Origin of the sequence: Flavobacterium sp. (assembly GCF_046293665.1) — a bacterium.
In the GTDB taxonomy this organism is placed as follows: Bacteria; Bacteroidota; Bacteroidia; order Flavobacteriales; family Flavobacteriaceae; genus Flavobacterium.
In genome coordinates this window covers 137,791-155,899 of the sequence record NZ_JBKBOL010000005.1, presented here as the reverse complement: position 1 = coordinate 155,899, position 18,109 = coordinate 137,791, and the positions used below count along the sequence as shown (strand labels likewise).

At 37.3% G+C, this 18,109-nt stretch carries 13 protein-coding genes and 1 tRNA gene; 10 read left to right on the top strand and 4 right to left on the bottom strand.

Features of this window, described 5'->3' with window-relative positions:
- Window positions 1-27 precede the first annotated feature (27 nt).
- Both ACK4R1_RS09475 and ACK4R1_RS09470 read right to left on the bottom strand, forming a co-directional pair.
- The gene (locus ACK4R1_RS09475; RefSeq protein ID WP_409686232.1) at window positions 28-525 is read right to left on the bottom strand and encodes a GNAT family N-acetyltransferase; all 498 of its coding nucleotides are present in this window, start codon (window positions 523-525) and stop codon (window positions 28-30) included.
- A 3-nt stretch (window positions 526-528) separates the two neighbouring features.
- A complete protein-coding gene (locus ACK4R1_RS09470) occupies window positions 529-984 on the bottom strand; it encodes a DUF1801 domain-containing protein (protein WP_409686231.1) in 456 nt (151 codons plus the stop codon).
- 71 nt (window positions 985-1,055) lie between these two features.
- On the opposite strand from ACK4R1_RS09470, the gene ACK4R1_RS09465 reads away from it, so the two are divergent.
- Together ACK4R1_RS09465 and ACK4R1_RS09460 are read left to right on the top strand one after the other, a co-directional pair.
- The gene (locus ACK4R1_RS09465; protein ID WP_409686229.1) at window positions 1,056-2,123 is read left to right on the top strand and encodes a DUF3667 domain-containing protein; all 1,068 of its coding nucleotides are present in this window, start codon (window positions 1,056-1,058) and stop codon (window positions 2,121-2,123) included.
- Window positions 2,124-2,133: 10 nt separating this feature from the next.
- A complete protein-coding gene (locus tag ACK4R1_RS09460) occupies window positions 2,134-3,165 on the top strand; it encodes a M28 family metallopeptidase (RefSeq protein ID WP_409686227.1) in 1,032 nt (343 codons plus the stop codon).
- Window positions 3,166-3,198: 33 nt separating this feature from the next.
- Here the strand turns inward: ACK4R1_RS09460 and trxB are convergent, their stop codons facing one another.
- Window positions 3,199-4,146, bottom strand: coding sequence for a thioredoxin-disulfide reductase (gene trxB / locus ACK4R1_RS09455; protein ID WP_409686225.1), 948 nt, complete (start codon window positions 4,144-4,146; stop codon window positions 3,199-3,201).
- 140 nt (window positions 4,147-4,286) lie between these two features.
- Between trxB and ACK4R1_RS09450 the strand changes: the two genes are divergently transcribed.
- The 7 genes from ACK4R1_RS09450 (at window position 4,287) to ACK4R1_RS09420 (ending at window position 14,058) form a co-directional block, all read left to right on the top strand.
- Window positions 4,287-4,361, top strand: a tRNA-Pro gene (locus ACK4R1_RS09450).
- A 478-nt stretch (window positions 4,362-4,839) separates the two neighbouring features.
- Complete coding sequence (gene udk / locus ACK4R1_RS09445; protein ID WP_409686224.1) at window positions 4,840-5,448, top strand: uridine kinase; 609 nt, start codon at window positions 4,840-4,842, stop codon at window positions 5,446-5,448.
- A 10-nt stretch (window positions 5,449-5,458) separates the two neighbouring features.
- Window positions 5,459-5,812: an FtsB family cell division protein gene (locus ACK4R1_RS09440; RefSeq protein ID WP_409686223.1), complete on the top strand. Its 354-nt coding sequence runs from the start codon at window positions 5,459-5,461 to the stop codon at window positions 5,810-5,812.
- An 8-nt stretch (window positions 5,813-5,820) separates the two neighbouring features.
- A complete protein-coding gene (locus tag ACK4R1_RS09435) occupies window positions 5,821-7,182 on the top strand; it encodes a methylmalonyl-CoA mutase subunit beta (RefSeq protein ID WP_409686222.1) in 1,362 nt (453 codons plus the stop codon).
- A complete protein-coding gene (gene scpA, locus ACK4R1_RS09430) occupies window positions 7,182-9,311 on the top strand; it encodes a methylmalonyl-CoA mutase (RefSeq protein WP_409686312.1) in 2,130 nt (709 codons plus the stop codon). The genes ACK4R1_RS09435 and scpA overlap by 1 nt, the downstream gene beginning before the upstream one ends.
- Window positions 9,312-9,375: 64 nt before the next feature.
- Entirely contained in the window at window positions 9,376-10,575 is a 1,200-nt protein-coding gene (locus tag ACK4R1_RS09425) for a hypothetical protein (protein ID WP_409686221.1), read from the top strand.
- 168 nt (window positions 10,576-10,743) lie between these two features.
- Complete coding sequence (locus ACK4R1_RS09420; protein WP_409686219.1) at window positions 10,744-14,058, top strand: T9SS type B sorting domain-containing protein; 3,315 nt, start codon at window positions 10,744-10,746, stop codon at window positions 14,056-14,058.
- An 88-nt stretch (window positions 14,059-14,146) separates the two neighbouring features.
- On the opposite strand, the gene ACK4R1_RS09415 is transcribed toward ACK4R1_RS09420, so the two are convergent.
- On the bottom strand, window positions 14,147-17,326 hold the full coding sequence (locus ACK4R1_RS09415; RefSeq protein WP_409686217.1) for a VIT domain-containing protein: 3,180 nt from the start codon (window positions 17,324-17,326) through the stop codon (window positions 14,147-14,149).
- Between the two features lie 218 nt (window positions 17,327-17,544).
- Here ACK4R1_RS09415 and ACK4R1_RS09410 point away from each other — a divergent pair, with 218 nt between their 5' ends.
- Window positions 17,545-18,033, top strand: coding sequence for a YybH family protein (locus tag ACK4R1_RS09410; RefSeq protein ID WP_409686215.1), 489 nt, complete (start codon window positions 17,545-17,547; stop codon window positions 18,031-18,033).
- The last annotated feature ends 76 nt before the right edge of the window (window positions 18,034-18,109 follow it).

Below are 18,109 nucleotides of genomic sequence, written 5' to 3'. Positions count from 1 at the left end.
CTCCTGAATCATCAGGAGATTTTTTCGTTATACTTGTTTTTCCATCACATAATCATCCATTACATAACCTTGACCGATGTCGATTACTACTTCCTCTGTTATCTCAAAGCCTAATTTTTTATAAAAATGTTGGGCGGAATTGTATTTGTTGACATTTAAAAAAATAGCCTTGTTATGTTGCTTTTTGGCTTCAACGGCAATATAATTCAATAACATTTTACCCGTCCCTTTTCCTTGTTGGGTCGATAATACATAAATCTTGTGAATCTTGGTCTTTTTCGTTGCGTTACAATCAAACTCATAAGAAGCAAATCCAACTGAAAGATTATTTTCTTTGGCCAAAATAAAATGATGTTGTTTGTCCTTCGCCTGCGTTTGTAAAGCTTCAATGCTGTACATCATATTCATCATATAATCGAGTTGGGCTTGACCCAAAATCGAACCATACGTTTTCGGCCAAACTTCATTAGCAATCGCTATAACATCTTTAAAATCAGCGTCAGAATTCTTTTCTACTACTATCATTCTTTATTTTTTGAAAGCAGATTCATAGGTTGTAATCCAATCTTCCACAGAGATTTTACGGACTAATTCGGCAATTAAATCATACGGAATATCATCGAATTTTTTGAAACGCACACAGCTTTTGCCCATATCGAGTTTGTATTTGCAACGTTTTGCGTATTCTTCCACAAACCAATCGTGCAAATTTTTATCTGCATAAATACCCATGTGATAAAACGCAATGAAGTTTTTTTGTGAAGCCAAACCCATAAATGGCAATGGATCTTTAGGATTACAATGATAGCCATTGGGATAAATAGTATGCGGCACACAATAGCCCATCATGCCATAACCCATAGCTTCTTTGAAGCCTTTCGGCAAATTGTCATTGATTGTTTTTCTTAGTTTTTGAATCACCTCTTTTCTGTCGGCAGGCAATTCGTTGGTATAGTCATCCGGTGTTAGTGCGGTAGATTGCATGGTTTTGTATTTTGTTTCCCAAAAGTAGAAATAATTTTATAGATTTACGTATTGATTTTTATTACAAAGCGATGTCCAAAAGTGAACTCAGAAAAGACAAAACGTGTCTGAATTGTCGTTACGTTGTTGAAAATAGATTTTGTCCGAATTGTGGTCAAGAAAACACGGATACTCGTAAAACCTTCCACCATCTATTTGTGCACTTCTTTGAAGACTTAACGCACTATGAAAATGCCTTTTGGAAAACAATCAAAAACCTATTTTTAAAACCGGCAGCCCTAACTAAAGAATACCTTTCTGGAAAAAGGCTCTCCTATTTAGCACCGGTGCGTTTGTACATTTTTATCAGTTTTGCAACTTTTTTTCTAATTTCAATTTTCTCAAGTAGTATAGATAATGGAGATCAACTGATAGATTTAAATGAAACACAAACCATAAAAGTTACAGATGCCAATGGCCAATTAAAAGACAGCCTCATCACATCAAGAAAGGTAAAATTATCTGATGTTATTAAGGCTAGAGAAAAAGAGCAAAAAGCAAAAAATCTTACTAATGCGCAAGTAAATGAAGGCTTTGTGAATTTGGGTTACAAGAACTTGAAAGAGTTGGATTCAATGCAAAAATATGGTCCAAAGGACGAAAAATTATCCGATTGGGAGTATGATATTGTTAAAAAAACATTGGTTATTAAATCTAAATTCACACAACAGGAAATATTGAGTAAATTTTTGGAAGAAGCAAGACGCAATTTCCCGAAAACCTTATTCATCTATATGCCGTTATTTGCATTTGTCTTGTGGTTGTTTCATAGCAAAAAGCGTTGGTATTACTTTGATCATGGCATCTTTACACTTCACTATTTTTCATTTTTATTATTATCAACACTACTCCTTTTCTTTTTTAGAAAAATAATGGGTTGTTTTGTAGAAAACACTTTCACCAATATTATCTCTTTCATAGTCAACGCTGCCGGTTATGTTTGGATGTTTTATTATTTCTTTCCGGCACACCATCGCTTTTACGGCGAAACCCGATTCATTTCATTTATTAAAAGCATAGCGATGTTTTTCATCAATCTTATCCTGATGAGTATTCTTTTATTAGCTTTTATGCTTTACACTTTTATCAATATTCATTAAATCAAAAGTCATGTCTAAAAAAACAATTGTCTTATTATTGCTTGGTACGTTAACTCTAAGTTGCAGTACCCAAAAATCAACTGAAAAAAAGTCTGAGACCAAAGTAAAAACCAATAACTATATCAATACTATTTCTACCGAAAGTTTACGAACCAACTTAACCTATATAGCATCCGACGAAACAGAAGGTCGCGAAACCGGAAGTGAAGGACAAAAAAAAGCAGGGAAATTCATGATTGATTTCTATAAAAAACACGGCGTATCTTTCCCAAAAGGGGCTAAAGATTACTACCAATCCGTTCCGGCGGCCTTTTTGAATGCAAAACGAAATGAAAACTTACCTGATTCAGAAAATATTTGGGCATATATAGAAGGCTCTGAAAAACCGGAAGAAATTGTGGTAATTTCTGCCCATTATGATCACATTGGAGTTAAAAACGGAGAAGTTTATAATGGTGCCGATGATGACGGCTCAGGAACAGTTGCTTTAATGGAAATGGCCGTTGCTTTTCAAAAAGCCAAAAATGAAGGTCACGGTCCGAAACGTTCTATCTTAATTTTGCATGTTACCGGAGAAGAACACGGTTTACACGGTTCGCGTTATTATGCTGAAAATCCTTTGTTTCCCTTGGCCAATACCGTAGCGGATGTCAATATTGATATGATAGGTCGCCGAGATGATTTGCACAAAGACAGTAATAATTATGTTTACGTAATTGGTTCCGACTACTTATCGTCTGACTTGTATAACATTTGTGAAAGTGTCAATAAAGAATACACCAAACTTGACTTAGACTACAAATACAACGACAAAAAAGACCCTAACCGTTTTTACTATCGTTCTGACCATTACAATTTTGCCAAAAACGGAATTCCATCAGTATTCTTATTCAACGGAACGCATGCTGATTACCACAAAGCTACCGATGAAGTGAGCAAAATAGAATTTGACGCATTGACCAAACGCACACAATACGCTTTTGCGATAGCTTGGGAAATTGCCAATAGAAAAGACCGACTAATTGTTGACAAAAAAGAGTAACAATCAGTCGGCCTTATAAGGTTTTAAATAAATTTAATCTAAAGCAGCCAAATATCTTTCGGCATCCAAAGCCGCCATACAACCGGTTCCTGCAGCAGTAATCGCTTGACGATATACATGATCCGCAGCATCACCGGCTACAAAAACACCGGCTACATTGGTTTTAGAAGTTCCCGGAACATTAACAATATAACCGGTTTCGTCTAACGTAATGTAATCGGCAAAAATATCGGTGTTGGGTTTGTGACCAATAGCCACAAAGAAACCGGTTGCCGGAATAGTAATTTCTGTTCCGGTAGTTTTGTTCAACGCCTTTACTTCGGTAACCACTTGTCCGTCACCAATAACCTCAACGGTATCGTGATTCATTAATATTTCGATATTCTCTGTTTTGCGTACTCTTTCTTCCATGATTTTAGAAGCTCTGAATTTCTCACTTCTCACCAACATGGTTACTTTTTTACACAATTTAGAAAGATAATGTGCTTCTTCACAAGCAGAATCGCCGGCACCAACAATCACTACTTCTTGATTTCTGTAAAAGAAACCGTCACAAACCGCACAAGCAGAAACACCGCCACCCATTTGCAGGTAATGTTGCTCCGAAGGCAATCCTAAATATTTGGCCGAAGCACCGGTAGAAATAATCACTGTTTCAGCGTGCAATTCAATCGAATCGTTGATCCAAACTTTGTGAATAGGTCCCGAAAAATCAACTTTAGTCGCCCAACCGTCACGAACATCGGTTCCAAAACGTTGTGCTTGCGCTTGTAATTGTACCATCATTTCCGGTCCGGTAACCCCATCAGGATAACCCGGAAAATTTTCTACTTCGTTAGTGGTGGTCAATTGCCCACCCGGTTGTGTTCCTTGGTAAAGCACCGGATTCATATTAGCTCTGGCTGCATAAATAGCGGCAGTATAGCCCGCAGGACCTGAACCGATTATAAGGCATTTAATTTTTTCTATAGTATCTGACATGATTTGTGTTTTATTTCGGTTGCAAATGTAACTCAATAAAATGAAAAATTTATTCTCCTCAAATCATAAAAAGCTATTCAAAAATAATTTTACATTATGCTTTGAAAAATAAATAATAGCTTTATATTTGCACTCGCTTTCGGGGTGTAGCGTAGCCCGGTTATCGCGCCTGCTTTGGGAGCAGGAGGCCGCAGGTTCGAATCCTGCCACCCCGACGAATAAATCCTTTCTGTTTTAACAGGAGGGATTTTTTATTTGAAATGATTTCAGGTTTACCTGAAAATTTATTTGAAATAAAAAAGACCAGCAGTTTGCCAAAACTGCCAAAGGATTTATTTGTGATTGAGCCCCAACTCAGGATCACAGAGTAATCCTGCTAAGCGATAACAGTTAAACGAATTAAAGTTCATATACCTGACTGCCACCGGCAGTCCTCCTCTTAATATCAAATCACCCCGACGAATAAATCCTTTCTGTTTTAACAGGAGGGATTTTTTATTTGTAATTGAGCCATAACTCAGTATATTTAATCCTGTAAAAACACCTCAACTCGTTGAAGTTTCTTCTCTCTTGCCTCCATTTTCTTTTCTCTATTTTCTTTTCTCTATTTTCTTTTCTCTTTTCTCAAAAAAATAAAATTCTCTTCCGATATAATTTCTATTTTTGTTCTCAGTAAAAATAACACAACAACATATGCTGATTATCGGAATTGCCGGAGGAACAGGAAGTGGAAAAACGACCGTAGTTCACCAAATTATGAATGAATTACCCGAAACAGAAGTGGGTGTCATTTCTCAAGACTCTTATTATAAAGACAATAATAATCTGAGTTTTGAAGAAAGAGCCTTAATCAATTTTGATCATCCCCGCGCCATTGATTTTGACCTTTTGGTACAACACCTAAAAGATTTAAAAGCAGGTAAAACCATTGAACAACCGGTTTATTCTTTTATCACACACAACAGGACCGATGACAGCATCGTTACACATCCCAGAAAAGTAATGATTGTTGAAGGAATTTTGATTTTAACCAACCCGGAACTTCGCGATTTATTTGACGTCAAAGTATTTGTCCATGCCGATTCAGACGAACGTTTAATTCGAAGACTAAAAAGAGACATTGCCGAACGCGGTCGTGATATGGAAGAAGTGTTAAACCGTTACCAAACGACTTTAAAACCAATGCACCAACAGTTCATCGAACCAACCAAAGTGTTTGCTGATATTATCATTCCGAATGACAAATACAATACTGTTGCCATTGATGTGGTTCGTGCCGTAATCAACCAACGAATTACCTAAAAACGATTACATGAGCTTCTTTAAAAACCTAACCGATACCTATCCTATCCTAAAAATTTTGGGTAACCGATACGTTATTGTGTTGTGTTTTTTTATCGTTTGGATGCTTTTTATAGACAATACTTCCTATATGGAACAACGTGTCTTGAACAAACAAATAGACGAATTAGAAGACAATAAAAAATACTATCAGGACGAAATCAGAAAAGATGAAGAAAACATCAAACTCCTTAAAAATCCTGACCAAATAGAAAAGTACGCTCGCGAAAAATACTATATGAAACGCGACAGCGAAGACGTTTACATCATCGAATTTGAAGAAGATTCTCTAAAAGAAGAACAATCTAAGTCAAAATCTTTATAACTACCATCATGGCTGACAATTTATTCAATGAGTTTGAACCGGTGTCTTCCAAACAATGGAAACAACAAATTCAATACGAACTCAAAGGCGCCGATTATAACGAAACATTAGTTTGGGAAAGTCCGGAAGGCATCAAAGTGAAACCGTTTTATCATTATGATGAAACGGAAACAAAATTTGAAATTACTTCAAGTGAAAATGCTTTTTCAATTCTTCAAAATATTTTCGTTCACGATGTTAAAAAATCAAACGAACGCGCTTTAGACACCTTAAATCGTGGTGCCGAAAATATCCGTTTTACTATTGAAAATGATTCCATTTCAGTAGAAGAGTTAATGAAAAACCTTCCTCAGGGTAAAACCCAATATTTTTTTTATTTGCCTTTCCTTTCAATCGATTTCGTAAATAAAATCATTGATTTCAAAACAAAGAATAATTACAACATTGCTACCCAAATCGACCCAATCGGACAATTGGTTAGAGACGGCAATTGGTTTGAAAATTTAAACAAAGATTTTGACAAACTAAATACAATTGCTTCTAAAGCAGCCATGCCATTCTTAAACATTACAAGCGGAACCTATCAAAATGCCGGTGCCAATATGGTACAGCAACTCGCATACACTTTGGCACACGCTAATGAATATTTTAATCGAATAGCCAACCTCAACCAACCGATAACAATTGAAGTAGCCGTTGGCACTAATTACTTTTTTGAAATCGCCAAATTGCGTTCGCTTCGTTTGTTATTCAACACATTGGCTAAGGAATACAATCATAATTTCGACTGCCATATTATCGTTACGCCAACCAAGCGCAACAAAACACTATACGATTACAATGTCAACATGCTGCGCACTACCACCGAATGCATGAGCGCTATTTTAGGCGGTGCCGATAGTATAGCGAATTTGCCTTACGACGCTTTATACCACAAAGACAATGAATTTGGCGACCGTATTGCGCGCAACCAATTATTAGTACTAAAACACGAAAGCTATTTTGACAAAGTCAACAACGCAGCCGATGGTGCTTATTACATCGAATCTTTAACAGAACAATTGGCCGAAAAAGCATTGCTTTTATTCAAAGACATCGAAACCAATGGCGGTTTGATTACCCAATTAATCGAAGGCAATATCCAAAAGAAAATCAGCGAAAGCGCCGCCAAAGAGCAAGAATTATTCGATAGCGGCAAAGAAGTTTTATTGGGCACCAACAAATACCCTAACAAAAACGACAAAATGAAACACGATTTGGAATTGTATCCCTTCGTGAAACAAAACCCACGCAAAACTTTAATCACCCCGATTATTGAAAAGCGTTTGGCAGAAAAATTAGAGCAAGAACGTTTATCCCAAGAAGCATAATCATGAGAAAGGATATTCAACATTTACAGATAGGCAAAAGGCAAAAGGCAAAAGGCAATAGTTCGGAAAGTGCTAATTTCAAGACTGCAGAAGATATTGATTTAAAACCAACCTACTCTAAAAAAGACATCACCGATTTAGAACACTTAGGTTTCGGAGCCGGTTTTGCGCCTAATCTTCGCGGTCCGTATGCCACCATGTACGTTCGCCGTCCTTGGACGATTCGCCAATATGCCGGATTCTCTACTGCCGAAGAGAGTAATGCGTTTTACAGACGAAACTTAGCCGCCGGACAAAAAGGCTTGTCTGTCGCTTTCGATTTAGCCACGCACCGAGGGTATGATTCAGACCATGAAAGAGTGGTAGGAGATGTTGGAAAAGCAGGCGTTGCCATAGATTCTGTGGAAGACATGAAGGTTTTGTTTGACCAAATTCCACTAGATGAAATGTCGGTTTCCATGACCATGAACGGTGCGGTTTTACCCATCATGGCTTTTTATATAGTAGCTGCCGAAGAACAAGGCGTGGCACCGGAATTACTTTCAGGAACAATACAAAATGATATTCTCAAGGAGTTTATGGTTAGGAATACTTATATCTATCCGCCAACACCTTCGATGAAAATCATAGCCGATATCTTTGAATATACCAGCAAGAAAATGCCCAAATTCAACTCGATATCCATTTCGGGTTACCACATGCAAGAAGCCGGAGCAACTGCCGATATTGAATTGGCATACACTCTAGCCGATGGTTTAGAATACATCCGAACCGGCTTGGCTACCGGAATGAAGATTGATGAATTCGCTCCTCGTCTTTCGTTCTTTTGGGCCATCGGGATGAATCATTTTATGGAAATTGCCAAAATGCGCGCCGGAAGAATGTTATGGGCAAAACTTTTAAAACAATTTAATCCAAAGGACGAAAAATCACTGGCACTCAGAACGCATTGCCAAACTTCGGGTTGGAGTTTAACCGAACAAGACCCTTTTAATAATGTGGCTCGAACAGCCGTTGAAGCCGCTGCGGCTGCTTTTGGCGGAACGCAATCTTTACATACCAATGCCTTAGATGAAGCGATTGCTTTACCAACCGATTTCTCGGCACGAATTGCCAGAAATACACAAATCTTTTTACAGGAAGAAACCAAAATCTGTAAAACCGTTGACCCTTGGGCCGGCAGTTATTACGTTGAAAGTTTAACCGCCGAAATTGCCGAAAAAGCTTGGGCACTAATCGAAGAAGTAGAAGCTTTAGGTGGCATGACCAAAGCCATTGAAGCCGGAATTCCGAAGTTGCGTATCGAAGAAGCCGCGGCGCGTAAACAAGCACGTATCGATAGTTCACAAGATATTATTGTAGGCGTAAACAAATACCGTTTGGACAAAGAAGATCCGTTACATATTTTGGATGTCGATAACCAAATGGTGCGCAAACAACAAATCGAACAATTACAAAAAATAAAAGCCACACGTGACAACGATAAAGTCAAAGCGTGTTTGGCCAAATTAACCGACTGTGCGAAAAACGGAAACGATAATTTGTTATCTTTAGCCGTAGAAGCAGCCCGAAACCGAGCCACATTGGGAGAAATCAGTGATGCCTTAGAAGAAGTTTTCGGACGCTATAAAGCACAAATCAGAAGTTTTAGCGGCGTGTACAGTAAAGAAATTAAAAACGACGAGAGCTTTGAAAAAGCCAAACAATTAGCCGACGCTTTCGCTAAGAAAGAAGGTCGCCGACCGCGTATTATGATTGCCAAAATGGGACAAGACGGTCACGACCGCGGTGCCAAAGTAGTCGCCACCGGTTATGCCGACGTAGGTTTTGATGTAGACATCGGACCACTATTCCAAACTCCGGAAGAAGCAGCCAAACAAGCTGTGGAAAATGATGTACACATCTTAGGGGTTTCCTCATTAGCAGCCGGACATAAAACCCTAGTGCCTCAAGTGATTGAAGAGCTAAAAAAATACGGTCGCGAAGACATTATGGTGATTGTTGGCGGGGTAATCCCGGCACAAGATTATCAGTTTTTGTTTGATGCCGGAGCCGTGGCGGTTTTTGGCCCGGGAACGAAAATTAGTGAGGCAGCAATTAGTATTTTGGAGGTATTGTTGGAAGACTAACTCATAATTATATTTAAATACCAATCCCGACACAAGTTGGGATTGTTTCATTTAATAAAAACACATGAAAAGAATACTGCTGACTTTCGGATTATTATTTGCCTTTACCCTATCGGCACAAAACACCAACAGGTATTATCCTTCCCTAAAAAATCTTTTTTCGGAACCTTTCGACAAGCAAATGCCCGCTGATTTTAATTACTATGACATTTGGATAAAAAACCTGACCCAAGCAGTTTTCTACAAAGACTTGCAGCATTCAGTTAGTCCAAGAGGTGATGCGTCTTTTCAAAGCATGGGGTTAATTTTTAAAAGACAAAACACCTTTAAACTCGGGAATTCCGGTTTTGAACTCATCATCAACAAGGACAAACCCGATTTTTCTGTGCCGATTAATATTCAAATGGAACAGAAATTCAGAATATTGGCGTATTTCAGAAGTTTTGACCCCAATAAATATGACCCGAAAAACTTCAAACAAAAATACGAACTGGGCTTGATGATTTTCAATCTTTCAGAAGAACAGGTTTTGGCTGAATTCATCAACCGATACATCTCTGATTGGAACGACAAGAAAAAAACCGCTATCCAAAGATTGACTGATGATTTAAAAAAAGAGGCTAAAGTTAAAATAGTAGTCGATGAAAAAAACGATAAATCAATCCTCAAAAGTATTGTAACGCAAGTGTACCAACAAACTAATAAATATTGTTCAAGTGTTTTATATGATATTTATATCAAAACCAAAGACCAAAAAAAAGAAACGCAAAATTTCTTGGGCTTCTTCAAAAAATATGCTAACGATAATGCTTCCGATTATATAGACGAAGTAGTCAGTTATGAAACCACAATTGCCATTCCCAAAGCAGCCTTGAATGTTATGATTCCCAAGGAAATCTTGCAAGAATTCAGTGTTGATGAAAAAACCAAAATCCTTACGCCAACCGGCAACAACCTTGAAGTAAATCCTATTCGAATAGAGATGAAAACCCTCAACACCATCCGTAAAAAATGTGTTGAGTTTACCCTTACCTTAGCCAAAAATGACAATCCTAATACCTTTAAAGCTTTACAGGAAATAGTGCTTAACAAACATCCTTTTCTTAATCAAAATCAAAGAACACTGTCGAACTTCAAAGTAGCCAACATTCAAAAATTGATTTTTTCTGTGTATGAAAAAGAGATTCAAGTTGAAATGTTGATCAAAGAGGATAATAATGAGTGGAATGTTATGATTATGAAGCAAGCTTGTACTTTGAATTAAATAGCTACAACATAATAAACTAAATTTTTATTTTAAAACCAAAATTCAGGGCTTCCAAAAAAAGTTAAATCACAGTTTCTCTTTTCATATTCACCTAATTTTCATACTTTTAAAGTCCGATTAATTAAAAATCAATAGTAACCTATACTATTATCGCTACAAGATGCTATGAAAACTTGGTTTTACAGACTAACAATTGTATGGCTTTTGCTTTGCCCCACAGCAGGCTTTAGCTTTTCATTTACTGTAACCCCAACCCATGAAACTTGTGCCGGTAATGGCACCTTAACTTTTAATGTTTTCGACGCTGATCCCGCTGGCTCTATTGTATTTGTGGTTTATAAATTGCCCAATCTTACAACTCCTTATGCCTCATTAACCACTAATTTTATTAGCGGACTAACCGCAGGCACCTATCGGATAATTGCCAGAGAAACTGTTGGTGGCATAACTACTGCCAAGGAAACTGATGTAACCATCAACAGCACGGTTACCGCTTTGTCCTATTCGGTTCAAGTACTCAATCAAGCGTGTTCTAATACTAGTAATGTTACGGTTATTACCAGTTCAGGTACTGCGGCTACCTACGAAATCTTTTTTGGTCCGGTTACCTTTCCTGTTCAAACTTCTAATACATTTTCAGGAGTTCCGGCGGGCACTTACCGAATTCGGGTAATTGACAATTGCGGAAATGCGTTGGTTCAAACCTTTATTGTTACGGTCAACCCGGCCAGCCTGAACGTAGGTGAGCCTGTTTATTCAGAAACGGTTCCTCCATCTTGTAACTCAATAGTGGTCTCTAATACTTTAACACCATCGCCGGGCAATGTGATAGCTTATCCCATTCAGGTTCAATACATCCTTTATCTACCCGGAGGAACAACGAGTAATACACAAATATTAAACTCGGGAAATCCAACGGCTGTAACTGTTTCGCAAACATTCCCTTATTTCATCAACGACGATTATACTTATGAAATGATCATCACTGATGCTTGTGGAGTGACCTATACCAACAATTTCGCCATCAGTAATATCATTACAATTGAATCAACTGTTGAAGATGAAGAATGCCTGTACTTCTTTGTTCTCAATACTTCTAATTTTGCTGGGTCTTATACACTAAACTTTGATGCCTTCCCTTCCGGATTTAACCCTGCTTTTTTCAACAGTGCTTATCCCGGACCTTACACCTTGCCGAGTGTAACTTTTGGAAGTGACTCGCAATCGGTTCCAGAAGGCAATTATACCGTTACCGTTACCGATACTTGTGGCAAAACCGAGACAATAAATTTTGAAGTAATCTATGAACTTCCAACAGCCAATATTGTGGGAAACAACAATGGCTGTCAGTCAACTAGCGGGCAAATCATAGCCTTTGTAGATGGTCGGGATATCATAAATGCCGTTATTACAGTAGCTCCTTCAGCCTATTCTTTTCCGTTACCACATGATGTAAGCAGTTTTATTAATGCAGGTGGCGTTTTGGTAGTCAGCCCGGTACCGGTTGGCGATTATACTGTAGTGGTTACAGATGAATGTGGTTTTGTTCATGATCCGCTGCAAGTCACGGTTCCGGCCTATAATGATTTAGGGGTAATGACAGAGCTATTGCACGGTTGTGATCGTGGCAGAAGTTCCATCGAAATGAGCAGCAGTAACGGCAATCTAACTTCGGTTATTGTTTTAAATGCTCCTAGCACATTTAATTTTCCGTTACCTTTTGATGTTTCCAATAATATTGTGGCTTCCGGAAAATTTTACCTAAACAATCTGCCCGCCGGAACTTATACGTTCAGAACAGTAGACAATTGCGGATTCACCAACGACACGACCGTTTTAATGGAAGGCTATACAGTAACCACTAGCGATTTTTCATTAACCATAGGCTGTGGAGCGTTTGATGTTCCGCTCAATTTTATTAGTAATCTAACTGCCGGCCAAACCTTTTGGTTGCAAAAATTACTTGACCCTAATAGCGGAACATGGGGGCATCCCGAAACTGAAGAACCCTATAGTCCTGGTACTGTACCCAATTCTTCTACTGGTATTGAATTGATGAATAACACGATTAATCCAAACCTAATTTTCAATGGTAGGTTCAGAATTGTGCATCATTTCACTTCTTATAATAATGGCAGTGACATCAACAATAACTTAGTCTCTAACCAAATCAAAGACTGTATAGAAATCTTATCGCCTGAATTGACTTTCGACAGGGTTTTGGCTATTAATGATGTGTATCGGGTACCTTGCTCAACCAATGGAAACCTTGATGTAATTCTTTTTACCAGTGGCGAACCTCCTTTACATTTCACCATTGTTGAAAAAGATGGATTACCGTTTTTCCTTGATAATGGTTCCTCGAACATCTTTCAAAATTTGGAACCCGCCATCTATAAATTCCAGATAGAAGACAACTGTGGCAATACCATTATAAGAACCTTTGATGTGTCTGATTTGGAATCACTTGTGGTGGTTTACCCAACTTGTAATTTGTTTAGCTGTTCTACTGTAATAACAGGTAATGAAACTTTTAATTTGTCTACACAAGCAGCCTCAATACTTGGTATACAATCACCATCTAATTATACCATTTCATATTTCACAAGCCAGACAAATGCCGAAAATAATACCAATCCTATTACCAATATTACAGCTTTCAATCCAACTACAAATCCTCAAACAATTTATGTGAGATTGATTTTTAACCAGTTTCCCAATTGCTATCAAACAGGTTCATTTGACTTAATTAGTGGCCAAAACCCAGCTATTAATTTAAACTCTGAGTATTCCCTTTGCGATGGTCAACCGGTTTTACTTGATGCCGGTATTGGCAATCTTCCCACAACGACCTATTCGTGGTCAACCGGGCTTAACACCAATTCTGTTACCATCAGTGAGCTAGGCACAACCAATGTCACAGTTACCGCAACGAACACTTATGGTTTATGTAATAATATACCACAAAGTTGTGTAGTTTCCAAGGATATTGCAGTAACGATAGTAACTGTTCCTGAGATTGACCGTATAGAGTTGCATGATTGGACCGCTAATGAAAATAGTATTACCGTCATTACAACCCAATCAGGTGATTTTGAATATTCCATAGATGGCATTAACTACCAAAGTAATCCTAATTTTACGCAACTGATTCCCGGACTTTACACTGTTTATGTTCGTGATACGAATGGTTGCCGAGTGGTAACACAAGTTGTTTGGCTACTCAATTACCCTCATTATTTCACTCCGAATGGCGATGGTATTCACGACTATTGGTATGTAAAACATTCCGATAACGAACCTCATTTTCAGGTTTATATTTTTGACCGTTATGGAAAACTCATAACCGGATTTCCTTCGGGAAGCATAGGTTGGGACGGAACACTTAATGGGAAACAATTATTTTCTGATGACTATTGGTTTGTAGTGCATCGGGAAGACGGTCGAATTTTAAAAGGTCATTTTACTTTGAAAAGGTAATTAGAACAGATTACTATTGTACCTACAAAAAAAGCAGCCCCGAAAAAATTCAGAGACTGCTTTCATCAATTAACCACAATTTAATTGATTATATTACAGTAATTTCTGCTAAACTTTGATTTTCTTTCACTTTACCCAATTGTATGGTTTGCAAAGTTCTTTCGGTCACCCCATTCTTAGTAATATATATCTCCACCATTACAGTAGCCGGACCGTTTTCGGTTAAAGTGCTTTCACCAAAATAATTGGTCTTAATAGTGTATTTACCTTTAACGGCATTTCTCAATAAATATTGTTCCGGACCGTAACCTTGTGTAAAATCTTTAGAGAATCTTGCGCCGGCTTGTGTATCACGATGTGCATAATAACACTCCTCACCTGTTGGTTCGATTACATGTAAATCAATATCCGTATCCATTTGGTTCCAATTCAAAATGATTCTCACACCTACCGGCATTTGGGTTACGTATTTTTTGTCTAATTTTCCTATTTTTATACTTTTATGTTGAGAAACCATTCGGTTGATGTCCATTAGAATAATATCTTCAACACCTTCATACTGACCCCGCATTTCTCCGTAATAACTCACTTCTAAACCTTTGATTAATTCATCAAAAGCTGCTTGGTATTGTTTGTTGTCTTCTAATGTCAAAGCTAAATCGCGATGGGCTTGTGGTTCGTGGATTCTCCATTTGGCCACTTGGGTTGCTGTGTACAAAGCGTCCTCGTATGCTTCCCATTGTCTTAAAAGATAAGTTAACGATTTGTAGAGTTGGTGGTTTTCCAAACTTAAATCGGCTATATTACTTAACACCAATAGTGCCATCGATTTATTCCCGTTGTCATAAAAATAATTGGCTACATCAAAATAAAAACTCGGATTGGTTTCTTGACCTTCTCTTAAATCCAGATACAAATCATATTTTTTGTCTACCGGTGCCACAGCTAATGCTTTCAAGTATACTCTGTCCGGACTCCATTGTGTCAATTTAATGTTTTTATCATTTAAAAAACCTTTATTATTATCCAAAGAATGGCTACCACCAGTAATATTTAAACCAGGAACTTTGCCTTCTAAAGATTGAATAATATTAGCATTAGGTCTGCTCTCAATAGATCTAGCAGTAACTACGGTAGTTGAATTAGATACAACGCTTCGTTTTTCTTTAACCAAGTCATCTTCTACTTCCTCTTTGTCACTATTGTCATTCATTCTATAACCCTGAACAACCACTTCTTCTAATCTGACATTATCTCTCATCCTTACATTATAAGTGGCGCTATTACCAATTCTAACTTCTGAATTTTCATAACCAACAAACGAAACCACCAGCGTTTCACCTCGATTGGCATTGATACTGTATTTCCCATCAAAATCAGTTTGAGTATTTCTATTGGTTCCTTTTACCGCTATATTGGCTCCAGGTAACGGCCCTGTTGAATCCGAGATGATGCCACTGATATTTCCGTTTTGTCTTGATGATTTTTTTGGTGCCGGAATTGGCTTGGGCGGACTGAACTTTACATCCTTATTCCACCAAGCTAAAAGTGTTTCATAATAGTTTGCCACATTTTCCCAATTGCTGTATTTTTTAGCCTGTGCATTAGCGATTTGTTGCTTTAACAAACGATCAAACTCGGGACGCAACTCTGCCGGAGGCACGATGTCATATTGTATATAATCGTGTAGATTTTCCAAAACTATCAATGAAGTATTCTCAGTTACGATACCATATTTTTTGCCTAAAGTTTCAATCTCTTCTGCATTTTGTTTGTATTGTAATCCCAAATTGGCAATCTTTTTTTGTGCCCATAGCTTTTCAATACTCACCTCATTATCGGCTTGTTGCTGAGCCTCTACAGTTATAGTTTTTTCCAAAATAGGTTTTTCATCATAACCAAAAAGTAAGGTTACTTCTTGTTTATCTTTCAAAGAAATTCCGCACATACTAAAACTTCCCGAAACCGGAGTGCCTATCATCGGATACATCTCAATCACCATATAATTATCCTTTACTCCTAAAAATTTCATGGTTTGAAAAACCATTTTGCTTAGTGCTTCCTCTACATTTAAATCGTTTAAATTAACAAAAGCACCACCGGTTTTTACAGCATAATAGTTTAAAAAGGCATAATCGGAAGAAGCCAAAGAGGTTATGGTATACATTGGTTTTCTGGTCGCAGCCAAAGTATTGGCACTCAAAGAAGACAATCCATCAGTAAAAAACAAATACTCATCATGCAGAGGTAATTTGATTTTAGAGTAACGCGTTCCTCCATCGTATTTGGTCGCTTTCAAGACATTTTTCAAGGTTTCCCAATCACCATTCTTCACTGAAAAAACAGCTTTCTTTTCAAAATTATAGCCTGAAAAATAAAGGGTTACCTCAACATTATGCAATCCTCTGAAATAAGCATCCAATAACTCTAACTCCTTTTTTAAATCTCGTTTGCGACAACTTAATGAATTATCCCAAATCAATCCGATAGTGGTTGGATTCTTTTTGAGAATTTTGCCACCGTCGATAATGGTATTGGCATAGAAAAAATGCTGATTGTCTTTCGTTTGCACCACTACACTTGGCATTTCAGTTCTGATTGGAATAGTAATTAGCAGCTTATCTTTAGGTTTATATTGATTTCTTTTAATGGACGCTCGATAATTTTGATTCATATTTTCCAGCGCCAAAGTACCTTCATCGGTAGTTACTGTCGGCCTTTCAGTTGCGCCTACAATAGATATATTGAGTTCAAAAACATCCAATTCATGGGCAACACTACTGACCATTTGGTAACCTAAATGAGTGGCATCTATATTACTCAATTCTTGTTCATAACCAATGATAACAATCCTCGATTTTCCGGGCATTAAAGGATAAATTCGCGTTCTAAAATTATTCCCTTCTACTTTTTCCAATAGTCCGGGATCGACTCTTCGGTGTTCGATAGCTTCAAAAACTTGCTTGCCTTTGTTTTTATTAACCGGAACTGCTTCACGCATTTTTCCGTTTATATCAATAGCATACCGAGAAACCGAAACACCTTCCGGCAACGGAAATAATAACTCGGCTTCCATCTGACGATTGGATCCGTTGAAAAAATGCATTTCCGAAGTCGAATAAGCAATATTACCTACAACTTTTACACTGACTTTCATCTGGGTCATTCTTACTAAGGAAGAATCTTTGCCTTTTACAGTTAACTGAGGATTTTGTGCATGTACCAATGTTCCAATCAATACAAACAAGAATAGGAGTGAATTTTTCATAAAAATATTATTTTGGCTTCCACACGGAAACTGTTATAATGGTTAAGAGAATGTTTCTATTAAAAAGGTTGGATTTGATATTATTATTTTTTGGTAAATAAATTGAGGTTTTCACAAAAAAAAACCTGTCACTTCTGATTTTCAATAAATTATTCACTACTTTTATAATTCAGCAAACTCGTTCTTTAACCAAAATTAGTAACCAAAACCAGCAATTTATGAAAAACATGATGTTAAAAGGTATCGTTCTTAGTATCGTCTCGATTCTATTTTTTGCCTGCGAACCCAAAAAAGAAGAAGCAGTAGCAATAGATAAAGAACAAATTAAAAATGAAATTCAGGCTATCGAAAACAAAATGGCAGAAATGTTCAATGACAGAACCGTCAAAGCTGAAGAATATTATGCAGAAGATGCTACTAGTTTTTCCCAAAACAAACCACCTTTAGTGGGTAAATCTGCTATCGAAAAGTCAATTAAAGATGACTTAGAGAATTTCCCTAAAGGATACCAGATTGCTTTTGTGGTAAATGAAATTTTCCCTTCTACTGATGGTATTCAAGTGGTAGAAATTGGTCATTACAGAGTATCTGATTCAACCAGCGCTCCGCTTTACACCGGAAACTATATCGCTGTTTTTGAAAAAAGAGATGGTAAATATGTTTGTATAAGAGACATGTCGGCCTCAGATAAAAACAAAAATGAATAAGCCAAAAAAAGAATAACAACCATTCTTAATATTTGAGAAAGCACTTCAATCGAAGTGCTTTTTTTATCTTTACCAA